This is a genomic window from Shewanella intestini (genome assembly GCF_018221465.1).
Taxonomy (GTDB): Bacteria; Pseudomonadota; Gammaproteobacteria; order Enterobacterales; family Shewanellaceae; genus Shewanella; species Shewanella intestini.
In genome coordinates, this window is sequence record NZ_JAAIKR010000010.1 from 1 (window position 1) to 18,872 (window position 18,872).

Annotated in this window: 14 protein-coding genes and 1 pseudogene; 6 read left to right on the forward strand and 9 right to left on the reverse strand. The window is 41.6% G+C overall.

Annotated features, from left to right (window positions below):
- Nucleotides 1–198 (reverse strand): annotated as a pseudogene (locus tag G3R48_RS10750) (IS110 family transposase); the annotation flags it as partial.
- 909 nt (nt 199–1,107) lie between these two features.
- Between G3R48_RS10750 and G3R48_RS10755 the strand changes: the two are divergent.
- Nucleotides 1,108–2,106 carry an acyltransferase family protein gene (locus G3R48_RS10755; protein WP_153663946.1) on the forward strand — a complete coding sequence of 333 codons (999 nt, stop codon included), beginning with the start codon at nt 1,108–1,110 and terminating at the stop codon, nt 2,104–2,106.
- 95 nt (nt 2,107–2,201) lie between these two features.
- On the opposite strand, the gene G3R48_RS10760 is transcribed toward G3R48_RS10755, so the two are convergent.
- Complete coding sequence (locus G3R48_RS10760; protein WP_153663948.1) at nt 2,202–2,516, reverse strand: NIPSNAP family protein; 315 nt, start codon at nt 2,514–2,516, stop codon at nt 2,202–2,204.
- A gap of 212 nt (nt 2,517–2,728) precedes the next feature.
- Here G3R48_RS10760 and G3R48_RS10765 point away from each other — a divergent pair, with 212 nt between their 5' ends.
- The gene (locus G3R48_RS10765) at nt 2,729–3,022 is read left to right on the forward strand and encodes a hypothetical protein (protein WP_153663950.1); all 294 of its coding nucleotides are present in this window, start codon (nt 2,729–2,731) and stop codon (nt 3,020–3,022) included.
- A gap of 356 nt (nt 3,023–3,378) precedes the next feature.
- Here the strand turns inward: G3R48_RS10765 and G3R48_RS10770 are convergent, their stop codons facing one another.
- Nucleotides 3,379–4,281: a LysR family transcriptional regulator gene (locus G3R48_RS10770; RefSeq protein WP_153663952.1), complete on the reverse strand. Its 903-nt coding sequence runs from the start codon at nt 4,279–4,281 to the stop codon at nt 3,379–3,381.
- Between the two features lie 102 nt (nt 4,282–4,383).
- Here G3R48_RS10770 and G3R48_RS10775 point away from each other — a divergent pair, with 102 nt between their 5' ends.
- Nucleotides 4,384–5,331, forward strand: coding sequence for an ankyrin repeat domain-containing protein (locus G3R48_RS10775; RefSeq protein WP_153663954.1), 948 nt, complete (start codon nt 4,384–4,386; stop codon nt 5,329–5,331).
- A complete protein-coding gene (locus G3R48_RS10780) occupies nt 5,331–5,999 on the forward strand; it encodes an NAD(P)H-dependent oxidoreductase (RefSeq protein WP_153663956.1) in 669 nt (222 codons plus the stop codon). Before G3R48_RS10775 ends, G3R48_RS10780 begins: the two co-directional genes overlap by 1 nt.
- Nucleotides 6,000–6,331: 332 nt before the next feature.
- Here the strand turns inward: G3R48_RS10780 and G3R48_RS10785 are convergent, their stop codons facing one another.
- Both G3R48_RS10785 and G3R48_RS10790 read right to left on the reverse strand, forming a co-directional pair.
- The gene (locus G3R48_RS10785) at nt 6,332–6,673 is read right to left on the reverse strand and encodes a zinc ribbon domain-containing protein YjdM (protein WP_153663958.1); all 342 of its coding nucleotides are present in this window, start codon (nt 6,671–6,673) and stop codon (nt 6,332–6,334) included.
- A gap of 265 nt (nt 6,674–6,938) precedes the next feature.
- Nucleotides 6,939–7,979 (reverse strand): alkene reductase, encoded by a 1,041-nt coding sequence (locus G3R48_RS10790; RefSeq protein ID WP_153663960.1) that lies wholly within the window; start codon nt 7,977–7,979, stop codon nt 6,939–6,941.
- 148 nt (nt 7,980–8,127) lie between these two features.
- Here G3R48_RS10790 and G3R48_RS10795 point away from each other — a divergent pair, with 148 nt between their 5' ends.
- Nucleotides 8,128–8,709, forward strand: a complete 582-nt coding sequence (locus G3R48_RS10795) for a TetR/AcrR family transcriptional regulator (RefSeq protein ID WP_153663962.1) — start codon at nt 8,128–8,130, stop codon at nt 8,707–8,709.
- 210 nt (nt 8,710–8,919) lie between these two features.
- On the opposite strand, the gene G3R48_RS10800 is transcribed toward G3R48_RS10795, so the two are convergent.
- Complete coding sequence (locus tag G3R48_RS10800) at nt 8,920–9,183, reverse strand: TIGR02922 family protein (RefSeq protein ID WP_153663964.1); 264 nt, start codon at nt 9,181–9,183, stop codon at nt 8,920–8,922.
- A gap of 633 nt (nt 9,184–9,816) precedes the next feature.
- Between G3R48_RS10800 and G3R48_RS10805 the strand changes: the two genes are divergently transcribed.
- Complete coding sequence (locus G3R48_RS10805; protein ID WP_153663966.1) at nt 9,817–10,539, forward strand: YebC/PmpR family DNA-binding transcriptional regulator; 723 nt, start codon at nt 9,817–9,819, stop codon at nt 10,537–10,539.
- 99 nt (nt 10,540–10,638) lie between these two features.
- Here the strand turns inward: G3R48_RS10805 and hpf are convergent, their stop codons facing one another.
- From hpf to G3R48_RS10820, 3 genes are all read right to left on the reverse strand, one after another.
- On the reverse strand, nt 10,639–10,998 hold the full coding sequence (gene hpf, locus G3R48_RS10810; protein ID WP_153663968.1) for a ribosome hibernation-promoting factor, HPF/YfiA family: 360 nt from the start codon (nt 10,996–10,998) through the stop codon (nt 10,639–10,641).
- Nucleotides 10,999–11,451: 453 nt separating this feature from the next.
- A complete protein-coding gene (pulA, locus tag G3R48_RS10815; RefSeq protein ID WP_153663970.1) occupies nt 11,452–15,816 on the reverse strand; it encodes a pullulanase-type alpha-1,6-glucosidase in 4,365 nt (1,454 codons plus the stop codon).
- 83 nt (nt 15,817–15,899) lie between these two features.
- Nucleotides 15,900–18,866: a TonB-dependent receptor gene (locus G3R48_RS10820; protein ID WP_153663972.1), complete on the reverse strand. Its 2,967-nt coding sequence runs from the start codon at nt 18,864–18,866 to the stop codon at nt 15,900–15,902.
- Between the last annotated feature and the right edge of the window lie 6 nt (nt 18,867–18,872).

The window sequence follows — 18,872 nt, forward strand, 5'->3', positions numbered from 1 at the left end:
TGTAAATTCCCTTGCCCAGTAGTGCGCCCCAGAGCATGCTTCCATCCCGATAATACAAGGTGGAATGTTAGTGATTGTCTCTAACAGCTTGTTTCTTTTAACTGTTTGCTTTAGTTTAGTTTTACCGCATTCGTCAACACCATGAATGCTAAAAACTAATTTGGCTAAATCGATGCCAATGGCTTTAATTAAGGACATATGGACTCTCCTTGATTGAATGTTTGCACTTTCAATATGGCACATAGTGGCCATTTGGTAAGGGGAGTCCATATCATTCGTTAAGTGCCATGTACGATTCTATGACAAATTTTTTGCCAATTTTAGCTTTTACGATTATTCCTTGGTTTCACTTCAGAAATCGAGTGAACGTCCTAAGTTCAAAATTTGGTATGAGTAAATTACTTCCTTTACTTGCACTAGTTGCTTTGGGCGCAAACATCGCAAAATTTCATGACTTAATTTCAATAGATCAATTAATTTATTTGACGTCACCTCTGTTGCAATTTATATGGGCTGTCTCATGTTATAGATTGTTCGTTAAGCTCACAGGTGAACAACCTATTTACGTTTTCTATAAGTCGAAGTCAGGATTAGCAAAGCATAGACTTTACGCATTTGTAACTCTGACATTTTCGATATACTTGCCAATAGCACTATTACTAATGGCTGACCTTGGCACTTAACAAACACATTAAAGCGCTTCGCTGGGACAGTAACACGTGGGCTCTGTCGCTTCGCTCGGATTTTAGCCCACGTGTTACTGCCCCTTATGTGGGTGTTAAATGGCAAGGATGGCATGAACATAAACTAACATGCCACCCATTATTAATACCTTTAGAATCAATGATGCAGACGTAAAGTAAACGTGCATGTAAATCAATACCACAGTAGTATAGATGTGAGTTATTATAAAATCTCATTGAGCTTTCTCCTGTTGGTTTCGTCACCTTATGCATACCACTGATGCGGCTAGCTAGGGAGGAGGCTCCATGATTATCAAGCTAATAAATAAGGACAAAAAACAGTTTGATGTTTTTTGTTCATCAAACACTTTAGCCAACTGTAATTTTCCGCTTAATGCGGTGTTAGCTTTTCTTGGAGATTTGAGTGTTACGAAATAATGTATTTGATAATACTAAGTTATTAATGATCTTTCTTGTTGTTTTTGGGCACTTTATCGAGCCAATTATCAGCCAAAGTGAAGTAATAAAAGTTATATATAAATCTATATACTCAGTTCACATGCCTGTTTTTATTATTATAGCAGGGGCATTCACAAAGCTAGAACCATCTCAAAATATAATATTAAAAAATATAAAATCTCTAATTATACCATTTTTTGTTTTTACCATTTTATACGAAATCTTCAACATATTAACTACAGGAAATATTAGCCATTACACATTGAATTGGCAGCCATATTGGATTCTGTGGTTTTTGTTAAGTCTGTTTATTTGGAAGGTTACACTACCAATAATTATGCAATTTAAATTCCCATTAACACTCAGCATATTTATTTCGTTATATGCAGGATACATTAGTGATGTTGGGTATTTTTTAGGCATATCTAGAACACTCTACTTTTTTCCATTCTTTGTTTTGGGTTACAAATTAGGTTCTTCTTTATTATCAAATAACTTTTTACTAAAAATTCCTAGAACATTATATTTTACGGTTTTGTTGGCGAATATTTTGGTCTTCTGGGCCTTCAATGATCTTCCGCATCAATGGCTATATGGTAGTTTTTCATATAATCGAATGGGTGATATCGAGTGGTTTTCTTTTGCTGTTCGTTCAATAATATATTTTGTTTCTGTCATATCATCAATTGCGATATTGATGCTTGTGCCAAATAGGGAGTCTGTACTAGCAACTCGTGGTCAAAACTCACTGTTTGTTTATCTTTGGCATGGTTTTTTTGTTAAGATCGGAATGTATTTTGGCGTAATGCAATTTCTAAGTAATGTTTCTAACACCTTAGCATTATTTACTTTATTTATATCTGCAATCCTAATTACCGCTCTATTGTCTAGTGCATATATAGCAAACATTACAAATAAGTTTCTATTGCTACCCGCTCAGAGGTTATTGCTAATAAAAAGCTAACAAAAATTTAAGAAGGACAAAAAATAGTTGTTTTTTTCTCGAACCTCGCTTATTTTAGGCGACTATTTTATTGTCTCTTAACGAGACGTTATGAGTTAAAGTTGCACTGGATTCAATAATGTGACTTCGATAGAATCTTTGTCTATTAAAGTAAAAACTTTTGGACGAATGTTTTCAATCCACCTGTCATTGTATGTATTCTTATAAACATCTTGGCGAGCTTGTTCATTTTCAAATTCACGAAGCCAAATAAAATAGTCATTACCGTTACTGTCGGTGTGAGTATATGTTTGAATAATGCTCATACCTTTTGAGCGTTGATAGGGCAAAACCTCGTTGTTCATAAATGTTAGCCATTCGTGTTTTTTATTTGGTTTTATAAGGTATTTTCGTAGTTCAACAATTTTCAATGTAACATACCTATTCTAGTGTGAATTTTTATTATTAGAATGAACAACAATCGTAATATCAAACTCATAACAAAATGTTAAAAAAAGAATAAAACGGTTGGCATTTTTGGCTTAAAGCCAATTTTAATGCAAATCGTTTTCACCCGTTACCATAACGTTATGTGTCAGTGTAATTTAAACGATGTAACTCTAAAACTAAAGGAAATCTATAAATGAATATAGTTGAATATAAAGCAATGAAAAAATTAGCAATAACGCAATTAGGTGCAGATGATGCAGAATCACTTAACTTTTATGCAGAAAAGATTGAGAAACAATCCAAAATGATAAAGTGGATGTCAATTATATTGGGAATAACAAGTTTACCCCTTTGTTTAATTATCATTGGATTTCCAATATTAATTTCATCGGTATTATTATATTTCTTTAGTTACAAGAAAGTTGCCAAAAAAGCTCGGATGTTCAAAGAGTATATTAATAATGATCCGGAATTATCTTCGATATAGCGAACAAACATCAAATATATAACAAGTCGTTTAAACGGAATAATTCATGAAATGGAGTTTCTTAATCCTATTTTTATCATTTCCAGCAAGTGCAATAATAATAATAAGACATGACACTTTTTGGCGTAATTTTTTAGCCAGCCTAAGCAATGCAGTCTTATTCTGAGGTAAAACGGGCTTGGTAGTTATTACCACGCTGAATACTATGTTGAGGCACTAATAGGGTTAATTCTGGGTTTTCTAGGCACCTGCAAGTTCCATTTGCAAAGTCAGGTAAGCGAAAGAATATCGCAGAGTTATGAAAGTTTACTCTGCCCCTGACGAATCCCCACTTATCTAGTTTGCATAGTCGCCCGCTAAGCCATCCTGTTTATGTTCTCTACTAGATAATCAATCAACAACCGCATACGTGTCGGCAAGTACTCTCTGGATGAGTAGTACACCCAAATGGTAGTCGGTGCGCCCCAAAATTGTTTCATAATGGGTTTTACCTCGCCTGAGACCAGTTCGTCTCGAAATAACCAGTTACCAAGCATAGCAATCCCGGCTCCCGCTAATGTTGCTTGTTTGGCGGCGGCGAAGTTATTAACAACAAGTCTGCCATTTGGCTCGTAGAGTTTGGCATGCACACCATCGTTTATACGCCAATAATGAAAACGCCCACTGGTGAGTGAACGCACAGGAATGCAATGGTGATTAGCAAGATCCTCTAGTGTCTTTGGTTCGCCATATTGCGCTAAATAGCTAGGAGCGGCATAAATACCGATGTCTTGGGTTAATAGCGGCCTTGCGATGAGTCGAGAATCTTGATTTATGGCGACACCAATCCCCAAATCAAACCCGTATTCAACCAAATCTACGTTACGATCATCAAAATGTAAATCACAACAGATTTTCGGATACTTAGTCATAAACTCAATGACCAACGGCAGTATGTACTCCTGTCCGATTGAACTAGCGGGTAAGTTGATTTTTATGGTGCCAGAGGCTGCACTAGAATGCTCAGCCAGTTGCTCAATGGTTGTTTGTATCGATTCCATTGACGGTGTGAGACTCTCTGCTAATTGCTGACCCGTTTGCGTCAAACTAAGGGAGTGGGAGGAGCGAAAGAAAAGTTTAACTTGCCACTCTTTTTCTAACTTTGTGATGGCTTTACTGACTGCGGGTGCCGAAATCCCTAATGACCTCGCTGCGGCTGCAAAACTGCCACTTTTCGCTACTTGAATAAATATCGGTAACTGGGTTGGAAGTGATTTCATTAACTAATGGTTATCATAGAGGTGAACTATTTAATCCTACAAGTTAACAATATTATGGTCAATACTAAGCTCAACAATTAAATGAGTGATAATGAGACCAATATGAGATTCCCTCCCCTTCATCAAGCGATTATCTCTAATGACTATGAGCGATTTATTCAGCTTATTGAACAAGATAATGATGTAAACCAACTCGATGCATTGATGGGTAATGCCCCACTTCACATCGCTGCCCAGCAGCGCTCTGAAAAGTGGGCGTTAGTTTTGATTGCAGCTGGTGCATTTATCAATCTTCAAACACCTAAGCATGGCGTGACCCCATTGATGGTTGGCGTATGGCATCGTAAGCCATCAGTAGTGAAATTACTTCTTGAACAGCCGTTAGTTAACACTGAGGTTATATCAACGTTCGGACTTAAAGCTCTGGATTTGGTTGATTTCGGCGCGAGTCAAAAGGATGAATTTGGGCAAACACAAGCAAATGAGCTTCAGCAGCTATTTGCGAGATATTTCAATCAACGTGAAGCTCTCGAATCTTCACTTACGGCCTATCAAATTGTCACTGAATCAAAGAATGATGATGAGCAAAAAGCCGCTCAATTAAAGGCGCTGTCTGAATGGTCTTCTCTTAATACCCCATCACCCGTCACCGCTTCTGGCAATGATGAACATACGGCTGTGATGGTGGCAGCACGAGATGACCTAACACATTCACTAAGGATCTTGATGGAGCACGGCGGCAACCAAACCACTCCAGATCACTACATGAAAGCGATTCCACTTCACAAAGCAGCCTACAACGGTAGGACAGATGTTATTCGCTTACTTGCTGACTATCCGGGATTTTCAGAAACCTTAAACACACAAGGGCCGAATAACGGTTACACCCCATTGCATGATGCGGTGTGGCACGGCCATGTTGAAGCTGCCAAGGCATTAGTAGAGGCGGGCTGTGATACTGAACTAAAAGCCTTTGATGGTCAAACCCCTTTAGACCTTGCCAAGGAATATCACTACCAAGATATTATCGATTTTTTAGAGAGAAAATAATGAATGTACTTGTTGTTTATTGGCACCCAGAGCCACAAAGCTTTAATGGTGCGATGTTTCGATGTGCAATAGAAAGCCTTGAAGCGGCGGGTCATAATGTGAAAACTTCTGACTTAAATGAGATGATGTTTAACCCAGTGTCTGGTCGCCATAACTTTACTAGTGAACATGACGGCCTATTTTTCAAGCAGCAACTTGAAGAGATGCATGCCACTGAGGTTGGTGGATTTTCTGCTGACATTGAAGTAGAGCTTGAGAAGCTTCAGTGGAGCGATTTAGTTATCTTCCAGTTTCCTTTATGGTGGTTCGGCCTACCCGCGATGTTGAAAGGCTGGGTAGACCGCGTGTTCGCTATGGGCAAAGTGTATGGCAGCGGTCGTTTTTATGATGATGGCGTTTTTAAAGATAAGCGTGCCATGCTCAGTACCACCATAGGAGGCCCAAAAGACTTGTATGTAAAAGGAGGCTGGAATGGTGATCTTGAGGCAATTTTACGTCCGATTCATCGAGGAGTGCTGGAATTCACTGGATTCTCTGTTTTGGCCCCACAAAAGGTTTTTGGGCCTGCTCGTATGACGCAATTAGAGCGAAAAACTCAGCTAGATGATTATGCAGCAAGGTTAGCTACGATTTTTGATGAAGCGCCCATACAGGTCGGTGAATATTAACAAGGTTAGTATAATTGCCAAAAATATTTGGTCATGCACTTGGCGGTTCACCATACATAAGCTAATCCGTATTTCGCTAATTTAACAAAATCCCTGAAATATTTTTGTCCAAAAGTCGGTTTCGGAGCTAGAAAAGTTTCAAGCGTTAATGTCCTTAGACTATTTATATTGAGGTTCTTTGCCTGTACATAATCATCATTAATATAAATCGTAATTTGGCTAAACTCTTTTTTTATAACGCATGCACCGTAAATAATCGCTCCCCCTGCACATAAAAAAACACCCGCAAAATGCGGGTGTTTTCATTTTATAACCGTGCGCTAAGCAATCAATTAGTTTTGTTTTTTAACAAACTTTGATTTCAGCATCATTTGGCCATGGCCATCAACTTTACAGTCGATATCGTGGTCAGCGTCGACAAAGCGTTTAATAACGGCTTTAGTACCCACTTTAAGCACTAAGGAAGAACCTTTTACTTTAAGATCTTTAATCAAAGTCACTTTGTCTTCTTCAGCAAGTAAGTTGCCTACGGCATCTTTTAAAATAATGGCATCTGGATCTTCGATAACTTCGTTAGGGTTCCATTCATGAGCGCATTCAGGGCAAATAAGCAGTGAACCGTCTTCGTATACGTATTCTGACTCACATTTTGGACATGGTGGGATATTGCTCATGGTGTCATCTCTTTCAATATTGGTGTTTTACTGCCTAACTCACATACCGTATCAGCAGCAATAGATAGCGACAATTATACGCTAAAATAAGATTTACCGACCAGCAGCCTGTATCGCGCCAGTTCACAGAACCAACATTTAATTAAGCTAAAATTAATAAAGCAGTGAATTAACGCTCACCAAAAGACAAAAAGCGCACTGCGTGCGCTTTTGACAAACCTTTAACGACCACCTTCATTGAAGGCTGACATCAATAGCAATGCCGTTACACTAACGCTGCCAACATGCTTTCGTCATAAGGGGTCACGGTTTGGTTTTCTCGTACTTTAGCCACATAATCGGGATTGGCAATAAAAGGTCGGCCTATGGCAAGTAGGTCAAAGCGTTTATCTTCAATGGCCTGGCTCCCTGTTTCTGCACTAAAACCGCCCACACCGACTAAAGTATGCGGATATTGACCCCGCACGTAATCTGACACTTTACCGCCGAGGTAATCAAATTCTAAGTTGTCATCGAAAATACCAATATGCAAATAAGCTAAGCGGCGCATAGCTAATTGATCTAATAAGTAATCAAAAACATCTTTATCGCGTTTGTCGGCTTGAATATTAACATAGGCCGCGGGTGAAATTCGTAACGCGGTGCGGTCAGCCCCAATACGTTGGCTAATAGCATCAACCACTTCTAAAGCAAATCGCGACATGTTTTCAGGATGTTGGCCATAATCATCATCACGGCGATTAGTGTCAAAATGCAAAAATTGGTCAATTAAATAACCATTTGCGCCATGAATTTCTACACCATCAAAGCCCGCTTGAATTGCATTTGCCGCTGCTTGAGCATAATCCTTAACTAGCTGTTCAATTTCAGCAATAGACACCGCTTTTGGCGTTTCATAGCTCAGCTCACGCATACGCGGCAATGTGCCTTCAATTGCAACGTTTGACGCCGATAACACTTGGCCACCAAAAAAATGTGAGTGTGCCACGCGGCCAGTATGCCATAGCTGAGCAAATATTTTACCGCCTTGGTCGTGCACTGCACGGGTGACATTTTGCCACCCCGTAATTTGCGCTGGGGTAAAAAGCCCAGGGGTATTGGGATAACCTTGGCCGTCAGGTCGAATAATCACAGCCTCACTAATAATCAAGCCCGCGTCTGCGCGACGAGCATAATAATCGGCCATAGTTTGAGTGGGAACTAAATCATCGTCAGCCATACAACGAGTTAAAGGAGCCATTAGAATTTTATTATTCAGGGTTAATGTGTCATTTAATTTGTATGGGGAAAATAAACTCGCGTTCATGCCTTACTCCTTTTTTGAATAGGCATTCAAGATATTCCTAAATGAATCGTGTTTCAAGTTGTTTTTGAATGTTCATTCAAAAATGGTTAGACTGGTTTGATACCACTTATGTTGCCACATTTTATCTTCACCATTACCGGAGCGATTGATGCGAAATGCCGAATTTAACAGGGAGTCTGTATTACGAGCTGCGATGACCGCCTTTACCAATAAAGGGTTCTCAAAAACCAGTATGCAAGATTTAACCAAGGCAACAGGATTACACCCGGGGTCTATTTATTGTGCTTTTAACAATAAAAAAGGCTTATTAATGGCGGCTATTGAGCAATATCAACAAGATAAATCGGATAAGTTTAAGCAGTTTTTTACCACCCAAGATTCACCACTGACTAACCTTGAACATTATTTAGATTACATTGTGAATGAATGCGCCAGTTGCGACCCCACCAGAGCGTGTTTAGCCAGTAAATCATTAAGTGAATTAGGGGAGCATGACGCCGATGTTTTAGCGGTAATTAATGCGCATTTTGCCTGTTGGCAACACAATATAGAGACGGTAATTGCCGATGCCAAGCAAGCAAATGAAATCACCTCAACTGACACGAATGAACAATTAGCGCAGTATTTAATTATGGGCATATTTGGCCTGCGCACTTTTGCCTATACTCAGCCCCAAGTTGAAAAGCTGCAACCGTTAGCAAAACGGTTATTAAAGGGGTTACAACAATAAGGCGATAATTGGCCAGCAATGAAGGTTATCAATAACCTTCTTTGCGGCAAAAATGCTATCGCCATTTACCGGGGTGGCGAGCCCAGTGCGATGATAATGGCACGGTATTGTCAGGCTTTGACTCCCAAACGATGTATTTTTCCGTTACCCACAAAAAAAGCACCCTTAGGTGCTTTTATCTCATCAGTTAACGTCCAGTACACTGCCAGTTTATTCAGCAACCAATTTTTGTGAATAAACACGTTCACCCAATGAGTTAAGGATCCGGCATTCGCCATCTAATACAGCAATAATTGACTTTCCATCCCTGAAGTCGTCAGGGATCATCACTCGCCCTGAATCACTAATCTTCAGGCCACGTAGTACTGCATTATGCATTTCTAAACCCACTGGGGCATCATAGAACAGCACGGTCACCGTCGCAAAACCGGTATCATTGGTTGAAGATAAAACTTGTTGTTTACCAGGGTTCATTTAGCTCGTTCTCTCCTGTTGGTTTACAGCAAGTGTGCAGACCATTATTTAATGATGAGTATAGCTACTCATTTTAATAGTTAACGTAATTTTTTATACCTTGGCCAATAAGCACTCATATTTTTTACATTTCACCAACCATTAACATGCATTTTTAATAGATGTTTCGATTTGCAATCACAATAATAACTTAACGGGGTTATCAATATGTAGCTAATCGTCATGCTTTACCCGTACAGCTAAAATACAAAAACAATTAAACGACAAAAAATTTAATTTATTAAATTCAAACAAATAATTAAAAAAGCCGATAGTCAGTTGGTTTATATACAAGGATAACCGCCTAAAGGCTAATCATTGTTGTTACATTATATCGCGTTTATAATGTCAATGAGTACCGGTCTATTGCCAGCTTCACTCTTTTTAGGCCGTTACGCTATAACATCCTATCGCCTTAAATTCAGCGTATCTCATGCAACCTTTATTACAAATAAGTAACCGAATCAGCTCACTAGCCGCGCTGTAGCCGCTCTTTTTAAGATTATTTTATAGGTGGTGCTAAACACAAGTATTGAATCCTGCTAGAATCGATTGCAAATATTGTATTCCACTTACGAAACATACGAGATTAAGATGGGCAGAGCATATCAAAACCGCAAAGAATCAATGGCTAAAACAGCCGGTCAGAAAACCCGTTTATATTCGCGCTACGGTAAAGAAATTTACGTTTGTGCAAAACAAGGCGGTGTAGACCCGGACGGTAACCTTTCGTTACGCAGCCTTATTTCTCGCGCTAAAAAAGACCAAGTACCTGCACACGTTATTGAACGTGCAGTTGAAAAGGCGCGCGGCGGTGGTGGCGAAGATTATGATACTGCACGTTATGAAGGTTTTGGCCCAGGCGGCTGTATGGTCATTGTTGACTGCTTAACCGACAACAACAAGCGTACCTTTACAGAAGTTCGCCAAGCCTTCGTTAAAAACGATGCAAAGTTAGGTGGTCCAGGTACTGCAGCACATATGTTTGATCATCAAGCGGTATTTGTATTTGAAGGCGACGACGATGAAGCTGTACTTGAAATGCTAATGATGGCAGATGTTGATGTCACTGATGTTGAACTTGAAGATGGCATGATCAGTGTCTTTACGCCGGTATCTGAGTTTAACAAAGCGAAAACGGCATTAACTGATGACAACGCAAACATTGACTTTAAAGTTGAGCATTTGTCATTTGTTCCGCAAACGATGACCGAAGTGACTGGCGAAGATATCGAAATGTTCGATAAGTTTATTGCCGCACTAGAAGATTGTGATGATGTACAAAACGTCTATCACAACGCAGAAATCATTGATTAATATGATGCGTTAGCCCCGCTAACCGCAACAAAAAACGCAGCCTCGGCTGCGTTTTTTTGGTGTTAATAATCTAGGTGACACAAGGTCAGCTACGGTAGGTTATTTTTCTAGGTTCATTTCTTGCACTTTTTCATATGCAATTTCTGGTGCGGTGACATCTGGTTTTGAGTGCAAGTCTGCTTTTAATTGGCCTTTACGGTGCTTTAATGCCGCATCTAGCTTTTTCTTAGCTGCTGCAATGGCAGGCCACATCACTGGATCAGCGCCTTTAGCTGCAACACTTACGCCTTCATAATTGGTTCTAACTTCCACTTCATATTCACCACGTTCTTTGGTGACGGTGACATCTAAAGAGATAAGACTTGGGAAATGACTCGCTATTTTGGCAAATTTCTCTTCTACGTGTAGTTTTACTGTTTCAGTAACTTCGACATGATGTCCAGAAAGATTTATTTTCATAAAGTGTCCTTAGATTTAACTTGCCTATTGTTTTAATTCGTAATTTTGTATGCTCTCATTAATAGACATTGGGGCATGAATCATAATATCAAGAGGTTAATATAAAAGTCGTTATTGCATTGCTATACATATCACAGTTATTAACATTACCTTATACGTATCAATTGCTTTTATGAAACACAAATACCGATAAAAGCCAGTAAGCAACACACTTTTGTTAGCATGGCGTTACCGTCAATTTCAGTATAGCCCCAAAGATTAAGCTTATGTTGCAACTTTTGGTTTGTTTGCTTAAAAAGTATTTACCAATGAATATGGCTCAGTTTTATCGCGCCCTTTATACATAACATAGAAGATAAGTCATAATCTTGCCTTAGTTAACAGCTTTTCATTCAATGATAAAAAACGCCCAGCAAGTGCTGGGCGTTGGCAGAGTATATAGTGCAATACTCGTTAGTTAGCTTCCTCGACCATTAATGTTGGGCTATCTGTTGACGGCCCAGTAATGGTAAATCGATACGTCCCTGATGTTGCAACGTCAATCAGCATATTCGCGCCCTTTTTCGCAAGCATTTTCATGTCACCAACGATCACCGCTTCTTCACCTGCTATCGCACCAAAGTCAACGGTAGACCAATCGGCAGTGGCCACTTTAAACTCGGTGCTTCCGGCATCAAGTGCAATATCAACGCTATATACTGACGAACCTTGATAGTTAAGCGCATCAACTTCCCCCCAACCGTTCATGCCGCCACGGATATACACCGTATTGCCAGCAAACATATCGGTTTTATTTACGGTTAACAACGGCTCGTTGCGATTACTCATATCAAGTGTAAAGGTGTACATTTCTTCGCTAGCAAAATTAAGGCTCATGTTGCTACCTGATACCGCTAACGCTTTGTCGACACCTAGTTGCATGCTAGGGTCAGTGTCAGCGCTGCCATAGTCGACAGTCGACCAGTCGCTAGATGCCACTTTGAACTCGTGAGTTGCTGCTGAAACCAGTATTTCTGCTTGGTAGATACTGCCACCTAAATACACCAGCTCATTGGTTTCGCCCCAACCGTTCATGCCGCCACGTATATACACGTTAGTGCCAATAAATGGCTGCTCGTTATATACCGTCAACATTGGGTTATCTTTATCAGCTGCGTTTAATGAGAACACATAAGTTCCTGCAACCATTGGGGTAAAGGTCATATTAGCCCCAGAGCGTGCTAGCGCTTCTGCCACATCTTCATCCACGCCTGCAACATCGCTACTTAACGCACCAAAATCAACACTAGACCAATCAGCAGAAGCCACTTTAAATTCATACGACTGTGCATCTAAAGCAATAGCAACGCGGTATTCACCGCCGCCAACGTAAGTAAAGGCATCAACTTCGCCCCAACCATTCATGCCGCCACGCACAAACACCTCTGTGCTGCCATAAGGAACCACATCTGGTGCTCCAGCGGTAGCATCAGCACTTAGCCCTGCGCCTTGGGTGTCGCCTTGATGCTTAACAAATACGGCTGTGGTATAAGCTGGCACCGTAAAGGTACCGTCGCTGCCATCATCGCTAAAGCTGGCTAACTGCACTTGCGAGTCAACTGACATCATTAAGCTTGGGTGCAAGCTAAAGCCTGTAGCCGTTGATACCGTATGCGATTGTATTTGGTTACTCCCATTGACCATCACGACCATGGCATCAACTGCGCTATCAATATCTGTTAGCCCTGCGCCGTCATCCACGCTCATGACAATGACACCTTGGGTTTGGTTGCTGCCGATATTATGGAAACCGACGCGGTCAATAATGTCTTGCGCAGTGGTTAATCTTAACAATGGGCTGTCACGACGAATGGATAGAAACTCGTTAAAGACACTCGAGGCAAACTGAATGTCAGACATTGACGCAGCAGAATTAGGATTACCAGCAATGGCAATCATTTGTTCCATTTTGGCATAAGCCTCTGGTTGGTCGTCTTTGTCTTGCTCAGCAATTTTTGCTAATGGTAAGCCCACATTCCAATTATTGGTTTGCATGCTGAAATCGACCCAGTTAAACCAATCACCAGAATCATAGGTATTGCGGTCTAATGATTTCGAGCGCAGCATGTCGCCACCCATTTGTAAAAACGGAATACCTTGGCTCATTAATGGCAGTGTTGCCGCAATATTTTGTACGCGCACTCGAGTATCAATACTCATGCTGACATCATTTGAATACTGCAAAATATCCCACAGTGTTTCGTTATCATGCTTTGACACATAGTTAATACTGTCGGCAGGGTCTAATGCATAAGCCGTTGGCTGTGAGTTCCAGCTAAAGCTGTTCCCTGTCGCGGTATTGCCATTGAAGTCTTTAAGTACATAACTGGCAATGTTACCAGCCATTGATAACCGTAATGTATCTTGGTCGCGCAGATAGTCATCTTTTTGCTCAGTAGCAAATAACGCACCGCCTCGTACAGCCTCACGAATACGGTCGTTAAAGGTGCCGACTTCGCTACCCGCCATATTGGCTTGGGTCGCTTGTTCAAATAAGCGATTATCGGCTACTTCACCAAAGTTCCAGCCTTCACCGTAAAAGTAATTGTCTGGGTCAACCGCTTGTACTGCGTCACGGGCGGCTAAAATACTGCTTTTTGGCATGTGTCCCATGACATCAAATCGGAAGCTATCAAAACCGTATTGCTGGGCTAAAATCACCATCGAATCGGCGACAAACTTATCCATCATTTTGTGTTCAGTGGCGGTGTTTTCACAACACGTTGAGTTTTCAATATCGCCGCTAATTTCACTATATCGATGGTAATAACCTGGCACGACTTTATCTAACACTGAGTTATCCCACAGCCCTGAGGAGCTCGTGTGGTTATAGACAACATCAAGTACCACTCGTAAGCCTAATTGATGCAGTGCTTGCACCATTGCGCGCAGCTCTTTCACTCTTGAGGTGTCATCGGCATTGCTTGCATAACTGCCTTCTGGCGCAATAAAGTGCTGCGGGTCGTAACCCCAGTTAAAGCTGTCAAAACCGCGCATAGCGTCAATTAATTTAAAGGCATCATCAGAGCCTGCAAAAAAGTTATTCAATACGCTTTCAATGGTTTGAGAATGCTCTTGGGTGTTACATGCATCAAGGTTGCCATCAATTTTATCGCACAACATAGCTAACGTATCGGTCATATCAATACGCTCAGCGTTGTCTTCATTAATGGTCGCAATGTCGTTTAATGGCAGTAAGTGAAAATGTGTTAAGCCATTTTCAGCTAACTTACGCAAGTGCTCAACAGGGGCGCTTCCCTCTTCGGTAAAGGCTAAGTATTTACCTCGGTTAGCAGCTGAAGTGCTGACATCACGGGCGCTAAAGTCACGTACATGGCCTTCGTAGATAATAATATCTTCTGGGTTTTGCACGGTTGGCACATCATGGTCATCCCAACCATCGGGTTTTAAGTCGGCGTCATCTAAATTAATAAACTGACTATAACGGCCATTAGTAGACACATTAAGCGAGTATGGGTCGGTCGCTAATATGGTTTCCATTTGCCCACTAACAGGGTGATAAACATGTAACTCAAAACGATAATACATGCGGTCGAGTTCACTGCCACCACTGTATGACCAAATGCCGGTGGCGGTATCTTCGGTCATGGCATGTGAGGCGACTTCATTTTTAGCACTGTCGTACACTTTTAACGTCACGCTTTGCGCCGTTGGTGCCCAAAGTGCTGAGCTGATATTGCCATTGTCGTAAACAACACCCAGTGTGGCTTCATCGGCGTCATTTTCACCAGCGGTATATAACGCATCTAACACTTTCGCCACTTGCACATTGGTGGCAGCTAATGCTTTGTTATCGCTGTCATACGCTGCTATCACTAATTGATTTTTGGCAACCGCTTTAATTTGTTCATCATCAAGCACGAGTTCATAAGCAGGCCAATCTTGTAAATGCGGGATCCTCGCTTTAACTTCATCGCTTAATTCGGTCGCGATAAGCTCAAGTTGTTCGCCGCTAATATCGCCCTCATCACTAACTGCGACTTCTGCTGTATTTGAGTGATGCAACATAAACTGCGCCACCCCATCTGTGCTTTCATTCCACACAAAAATATTTTTATCTATCCAGTGCGCACTGGCATCACTGATTGAAAACCCACTGTCTAAAATCGGAAAGTCATACACATCGCTTTGGGCATGAATGGTAAAGTTCGCTCTATCGTATTGCGCTTCTGGGGCACTTGGGTCTTCAAACGGTTTAAGGTTCATCACCAAGTCACCATCGCCTAGCGCTTTACCCGAACCTTCGGTGCCAATGTGGACAATAAAATTGGCACATTCACTGTGACCTTCTTTTAAATTTAATATCCAATACGCGCCGTAATTAGGGTCGATACCGTCAAATGAATGGCCATTAGCCCAGTCTGTCGTGTCGTGGGGTTCAGCAAATGCATCACAGGTGTCGTTATTCCAAGTATGTAATTTATAACCTGGGTAATTAGGGTTATTCGCGCTGTTGTCTTTGTCTTTAGTACGATTGTAATAAAGCACTGCTTGATTAGGTCCAGCAAAGGCGACAGGCTCAGGCAATTCTGGATTAAAGCCAACAATACACGATTCATTTTTTGCATCAGGGAACTTAGGTGCAGGGCAACTTAGCGGCGGCGGTGGCACACATTCGGTGCCAGCGGCATTAGGAATATTGGGCACATCACAAGTTAATAAGACTTGCCCTGACTCTGCAGTGTCACCACAACCTGACAACGCAGCAAGACCCAGCGCAATCGCTGAAAGTTTAATTGAGTAGTTAACGCGTTTCATGTGCGTTTCTCCCGTTATTATTCTGTTTTAATAGCGCAAGGCTATTAACGGTATTTAATTTAAGCTTATGAATTATTTGATATTTACATTGCATAATTCAGCCCCAAGTAAAATTCACGCCCAAAATATTGGATGGTGCCGGTTTTACTGGTGCTACCGAAGTAACTTTTGGTTGGCTCGTCAGTGAGGTTATTAATTTGAAATAACACCCCAAGCCCATCTGTTACTTGGTAAGACGCTTGGTAATCAATGACCGTTTCGCCGTCAAAGTTCACGACTTGCTCGTTAATCGCGACCTGCTCTGACACAAACTCATCCCTAAAACGCGCACTAATGCGAGTTTCAAAGCCTTCATAGGAATAAAACAGCGTGGCATTGGCAACGTTTTCAGAAAGTCCTGGCAGTGCTTGGGTCACGCTGTCACCGCCTAAGTCGGTAATGGACTCCACTTCTGACTGGGTAAACGAATAACTGCCGCTAAATCCAAGCCCAGAAAAAGGCGATGGTAGCGAAGTAAACACATGGGTGTAAGCAAGCTCAAGCCCGCGTATATAACCACCTTCAGCATTATTAACGGCGGTGGTGTACGTGCCGTTAGTGGTTTCAATTTGTTCGCCACTGACATCGTCTGTTATGTAGTCGGGGACATTAAAGCCGTTCCCCTTAAAGTCGTAATTTTCAATGGCAAAGGTGTCAATAAACGAATCGATATTTTTATAAAAAACGGCGGCAACAACAGCGCCTTCGTCAAAATAATGCTCAAATGACAGGTCATATTGATCAGCATAAAATGGTTTTAAAAATGGATTATTGGTACTTGAACCGTTGATCTCACCGTCATCATTAACGCTGGCACTAATGTCACCAGCAAGGCGGTTTATTGGTGGTCGCGACATCACTTTTGCCGCCGCAAAACGGATTTGTGAGTCGTTAGTAATTTTAAAATTCAAGTTAATAGAAGGCAGAACATCGGTATAACTGTCACCTTGCACTGTTGGGGCATAGTTTTGGTTAATAATGCCAATGCTATCGGTAATATTTTGCGCGCCTAAGGTGGCATCACCATCTACATTTTGCAGCATGGTGGCGGATTGGTCGGTGTTAACGACCCGCACACCAAGGTTACCCGTAACGGGTAAGTCGCCAATTTCCATGTCGATATTGGCCATGATGTAGCCTGAGGTGACTTCTTCGTACACTTCCCCACTTTGCAATACCGACCAAGAATAGTTAGTGGTATAACCTTGAGCATCAATCACGCCGCCGGCATTACCCCATGTTTGCACCGGTTGCGGTGTGCCATTTGGAAACCACGCATTTAATGCGCTATCAAGATCAATGGCTAAATAAGATGGGAAATAACCAAAGTCACCGTCCCAGTTCACCACGGTGGCCATGTCATTGGTCAGTTGTAATGGCGGCTCAGAACCTGAAAACGCGCCGTCGTTGCCGTATTCAAATACCGAGCGATCATTTGAGTAAGTGCGGTCAGAGTAACGTGCGCCAAACTCAATGCTGGCAATGTAATCGTTGTCTAAGGTGTACTCAAAATCAATACGATACGCTTTTAATTCATCTTCGTTTTCAAATGGATAAATACCGTATTTACTGACCATCACGCGGTCGATGTCAGAAAATGCATCGGCTTGATTAAACCCAATATTGGGCAAGTCTAAGCCATTAAGTAGATAGCTGATTGAGACATTTTCATCAAAAATAGGGGTGTCAGCATTGGCGTCTACGGCGACATTTGACCATAACAATCCGTTACGAAAATCACTTTTAGCCGACGACAACGACACGTCTACATTCACATTTAAATTGTCGGTCACTTGCCAGTCGGCGTTAACGCCATAATTATCTACTTCATCAAAGTCTTGGTTGTCGTCATTAACCAGTTCAACGCGGGTATAACTGCTTGATGAGCGATTAAAAGTGCCGCCAATAACAGCGTTACCATCTAAAACTGGGTTGGCAACAGAAGCATTAGCACCGCCTAACTTAACTCGAAAACCACGGGCAAAAGATTCGCTGTCAAAACGGGAAATAAAGGTGTCTGCTTTTAGCACAAAATTATCAACAGGTGCCCATTCAATCGCGCCCATATAACCGTTACGCGTTTCCACACCGCCAAGGTGTTGTAGTTCAAACCCTTCGCTAATGTATTCACATTCTGGGCAATCGACTGAACCGTTAATGTCACCACTTACCCCATCAACATCCTTGACATCGTTGTAGGCTAAACCAATAAACTGCGTTGCCACGCTAGGTTGATTCAAGCGAGCATAACCAACGGCAACCCCTAAGGTGTCTTCAAGATATTTACCCTGATAAGAAAAGCTAAACCTGTCGCCATGCTCTTTTGCACCATAGACTTCACTGGCGCGGTCGTTATACATAGCACGGGCATTAACCACAAAGTTGTGTTGATTGTCTTTACTTAACGGGCTAACAGTAGCTAGCTCTACCGTCCCAGCTACACCGCCTTCAATTAATGACGCTTTAGGGCTTTTATATACTGCTGCAGAACTAATAAGTTCAGAGGGGTATTGGTCAAATTCGATACTGCGAGAACCGCTGGTTGACACTTGTTCGCGGCCATTTAATGTGGAAAAAACAAACCCACCAGACATACCACGAATGTTAATTTCAGCCGCTTGACCACCAGTGCGCACCGCTGAAATACCCGGTAAACGCGTTAACGCATCGGCCATTGAAACATCAGGCAACGCGCCTAAATCATCAGCAGATAATTGCTCTGACACTGTGTCGCCATAACGTTTGGTGTTAATAGAGTCAATTAAACTACGGCTATAACCTGTTACTTTGATACGTTCAATCTGTTCGATGTCAGCATCGTCACTGGCTACATTATTATTGCCATCGGTAGTAGCACTCTTGTCGACAGTTGATGCAAGTTGCGTCCGTTCAATAGACGCTTGTTGCTCTGAGCTGTTATCGGCTGCATTAACATCTTGTGGCATGAACATCACACTCATACCGGCAGCTGCAATTGCCACAGTCAACAAACTGGGTTTACAGTTAAGCATTGATTT

Bases quoted from the DNA above. Each gene is read 5' to 3' on its own strand.
- G3R48_RS10765 (WP_153663950.1), top strand. From the start codon at position 2,729: ATGAATATAGTTGAATATAAAGCAATGAAAAAATTAGCAATAACGCAA.
- G3R48_RS10770 (WP_153663952.1), bottom strand. From the start codon at position 4,281: ATGAAATCACTTCCAACCCAGTTACCGATATTTATTCAAGTAGCGAAA.
- G3R48_RS10775 (WP_153663954.1), top strand. From the start codon at position 4,384: ATGAGATTCCCTCCCCTTCATCAAGCGATTATCTCTAATGACTATGAG.
- G3R48_RS10780 (WP_153663956.1), top strand. From the start codon at position 5,331: ATGAATGTACTTGTTGTTTATTGGCACCCAGAGCCACAAAGCTTTAAT.
- G3R48_RS10785 (WP_153663958.1), bottom strand. From the start codon at position 6,673: ATGAGCAATATCCCACCATGTCCAAAATGTGAGTCAGAATACGTATAC.
- G3R48_RS10790 (WP_153663960.1), bottom strand. From the start codon at position 7,979: ATGAACGCGAGTTTATTTTCCCCATACAAATTAAATGACACATTAACC.
- G3R48_RS10795 (WP_153663962.1), top strand. From the start codon at position 8,128: ATGCGAAATGCCGAATTTAACAGGGAGTCTGTATTACGAGCTGCGATG.
- G3R48_RS10800 (WP_153663964.1), bottom strand. From the start codon at position 9,183: ATGAACCCTGGTAAACAACAAGTTTTATCTTCAACCAATGATACCGGT.
- G3R48_RS10805 (WP_153663966.1), top strand. From the start codon at position 9,817: ATGGGCAGAGCATATCAAAACCGCAAAGAATCAATGGCTAAAACAGCC.
- hpf (WP_153663968.1), bottom strand. From the start codon at position 10,998: ATGAAAATAAATCTTTCTGGACATCATGTCGAAGTTACTGAAACAGTA.
- pulA (WP_153663970.1), bottom strand. From the start codon at position 15,816: ATGAAACGCGTTAACTACTCAATTAAACTTTCAGCGATTGCGCTGGGT.
- G3R48_RS10820 (WP_153663972.1), bottom strand. From the start codon at position 18,866: ATGCTTAACTGTAAACCCAGTTTGTTGACTGTGGCAATTGCAGCTGCC.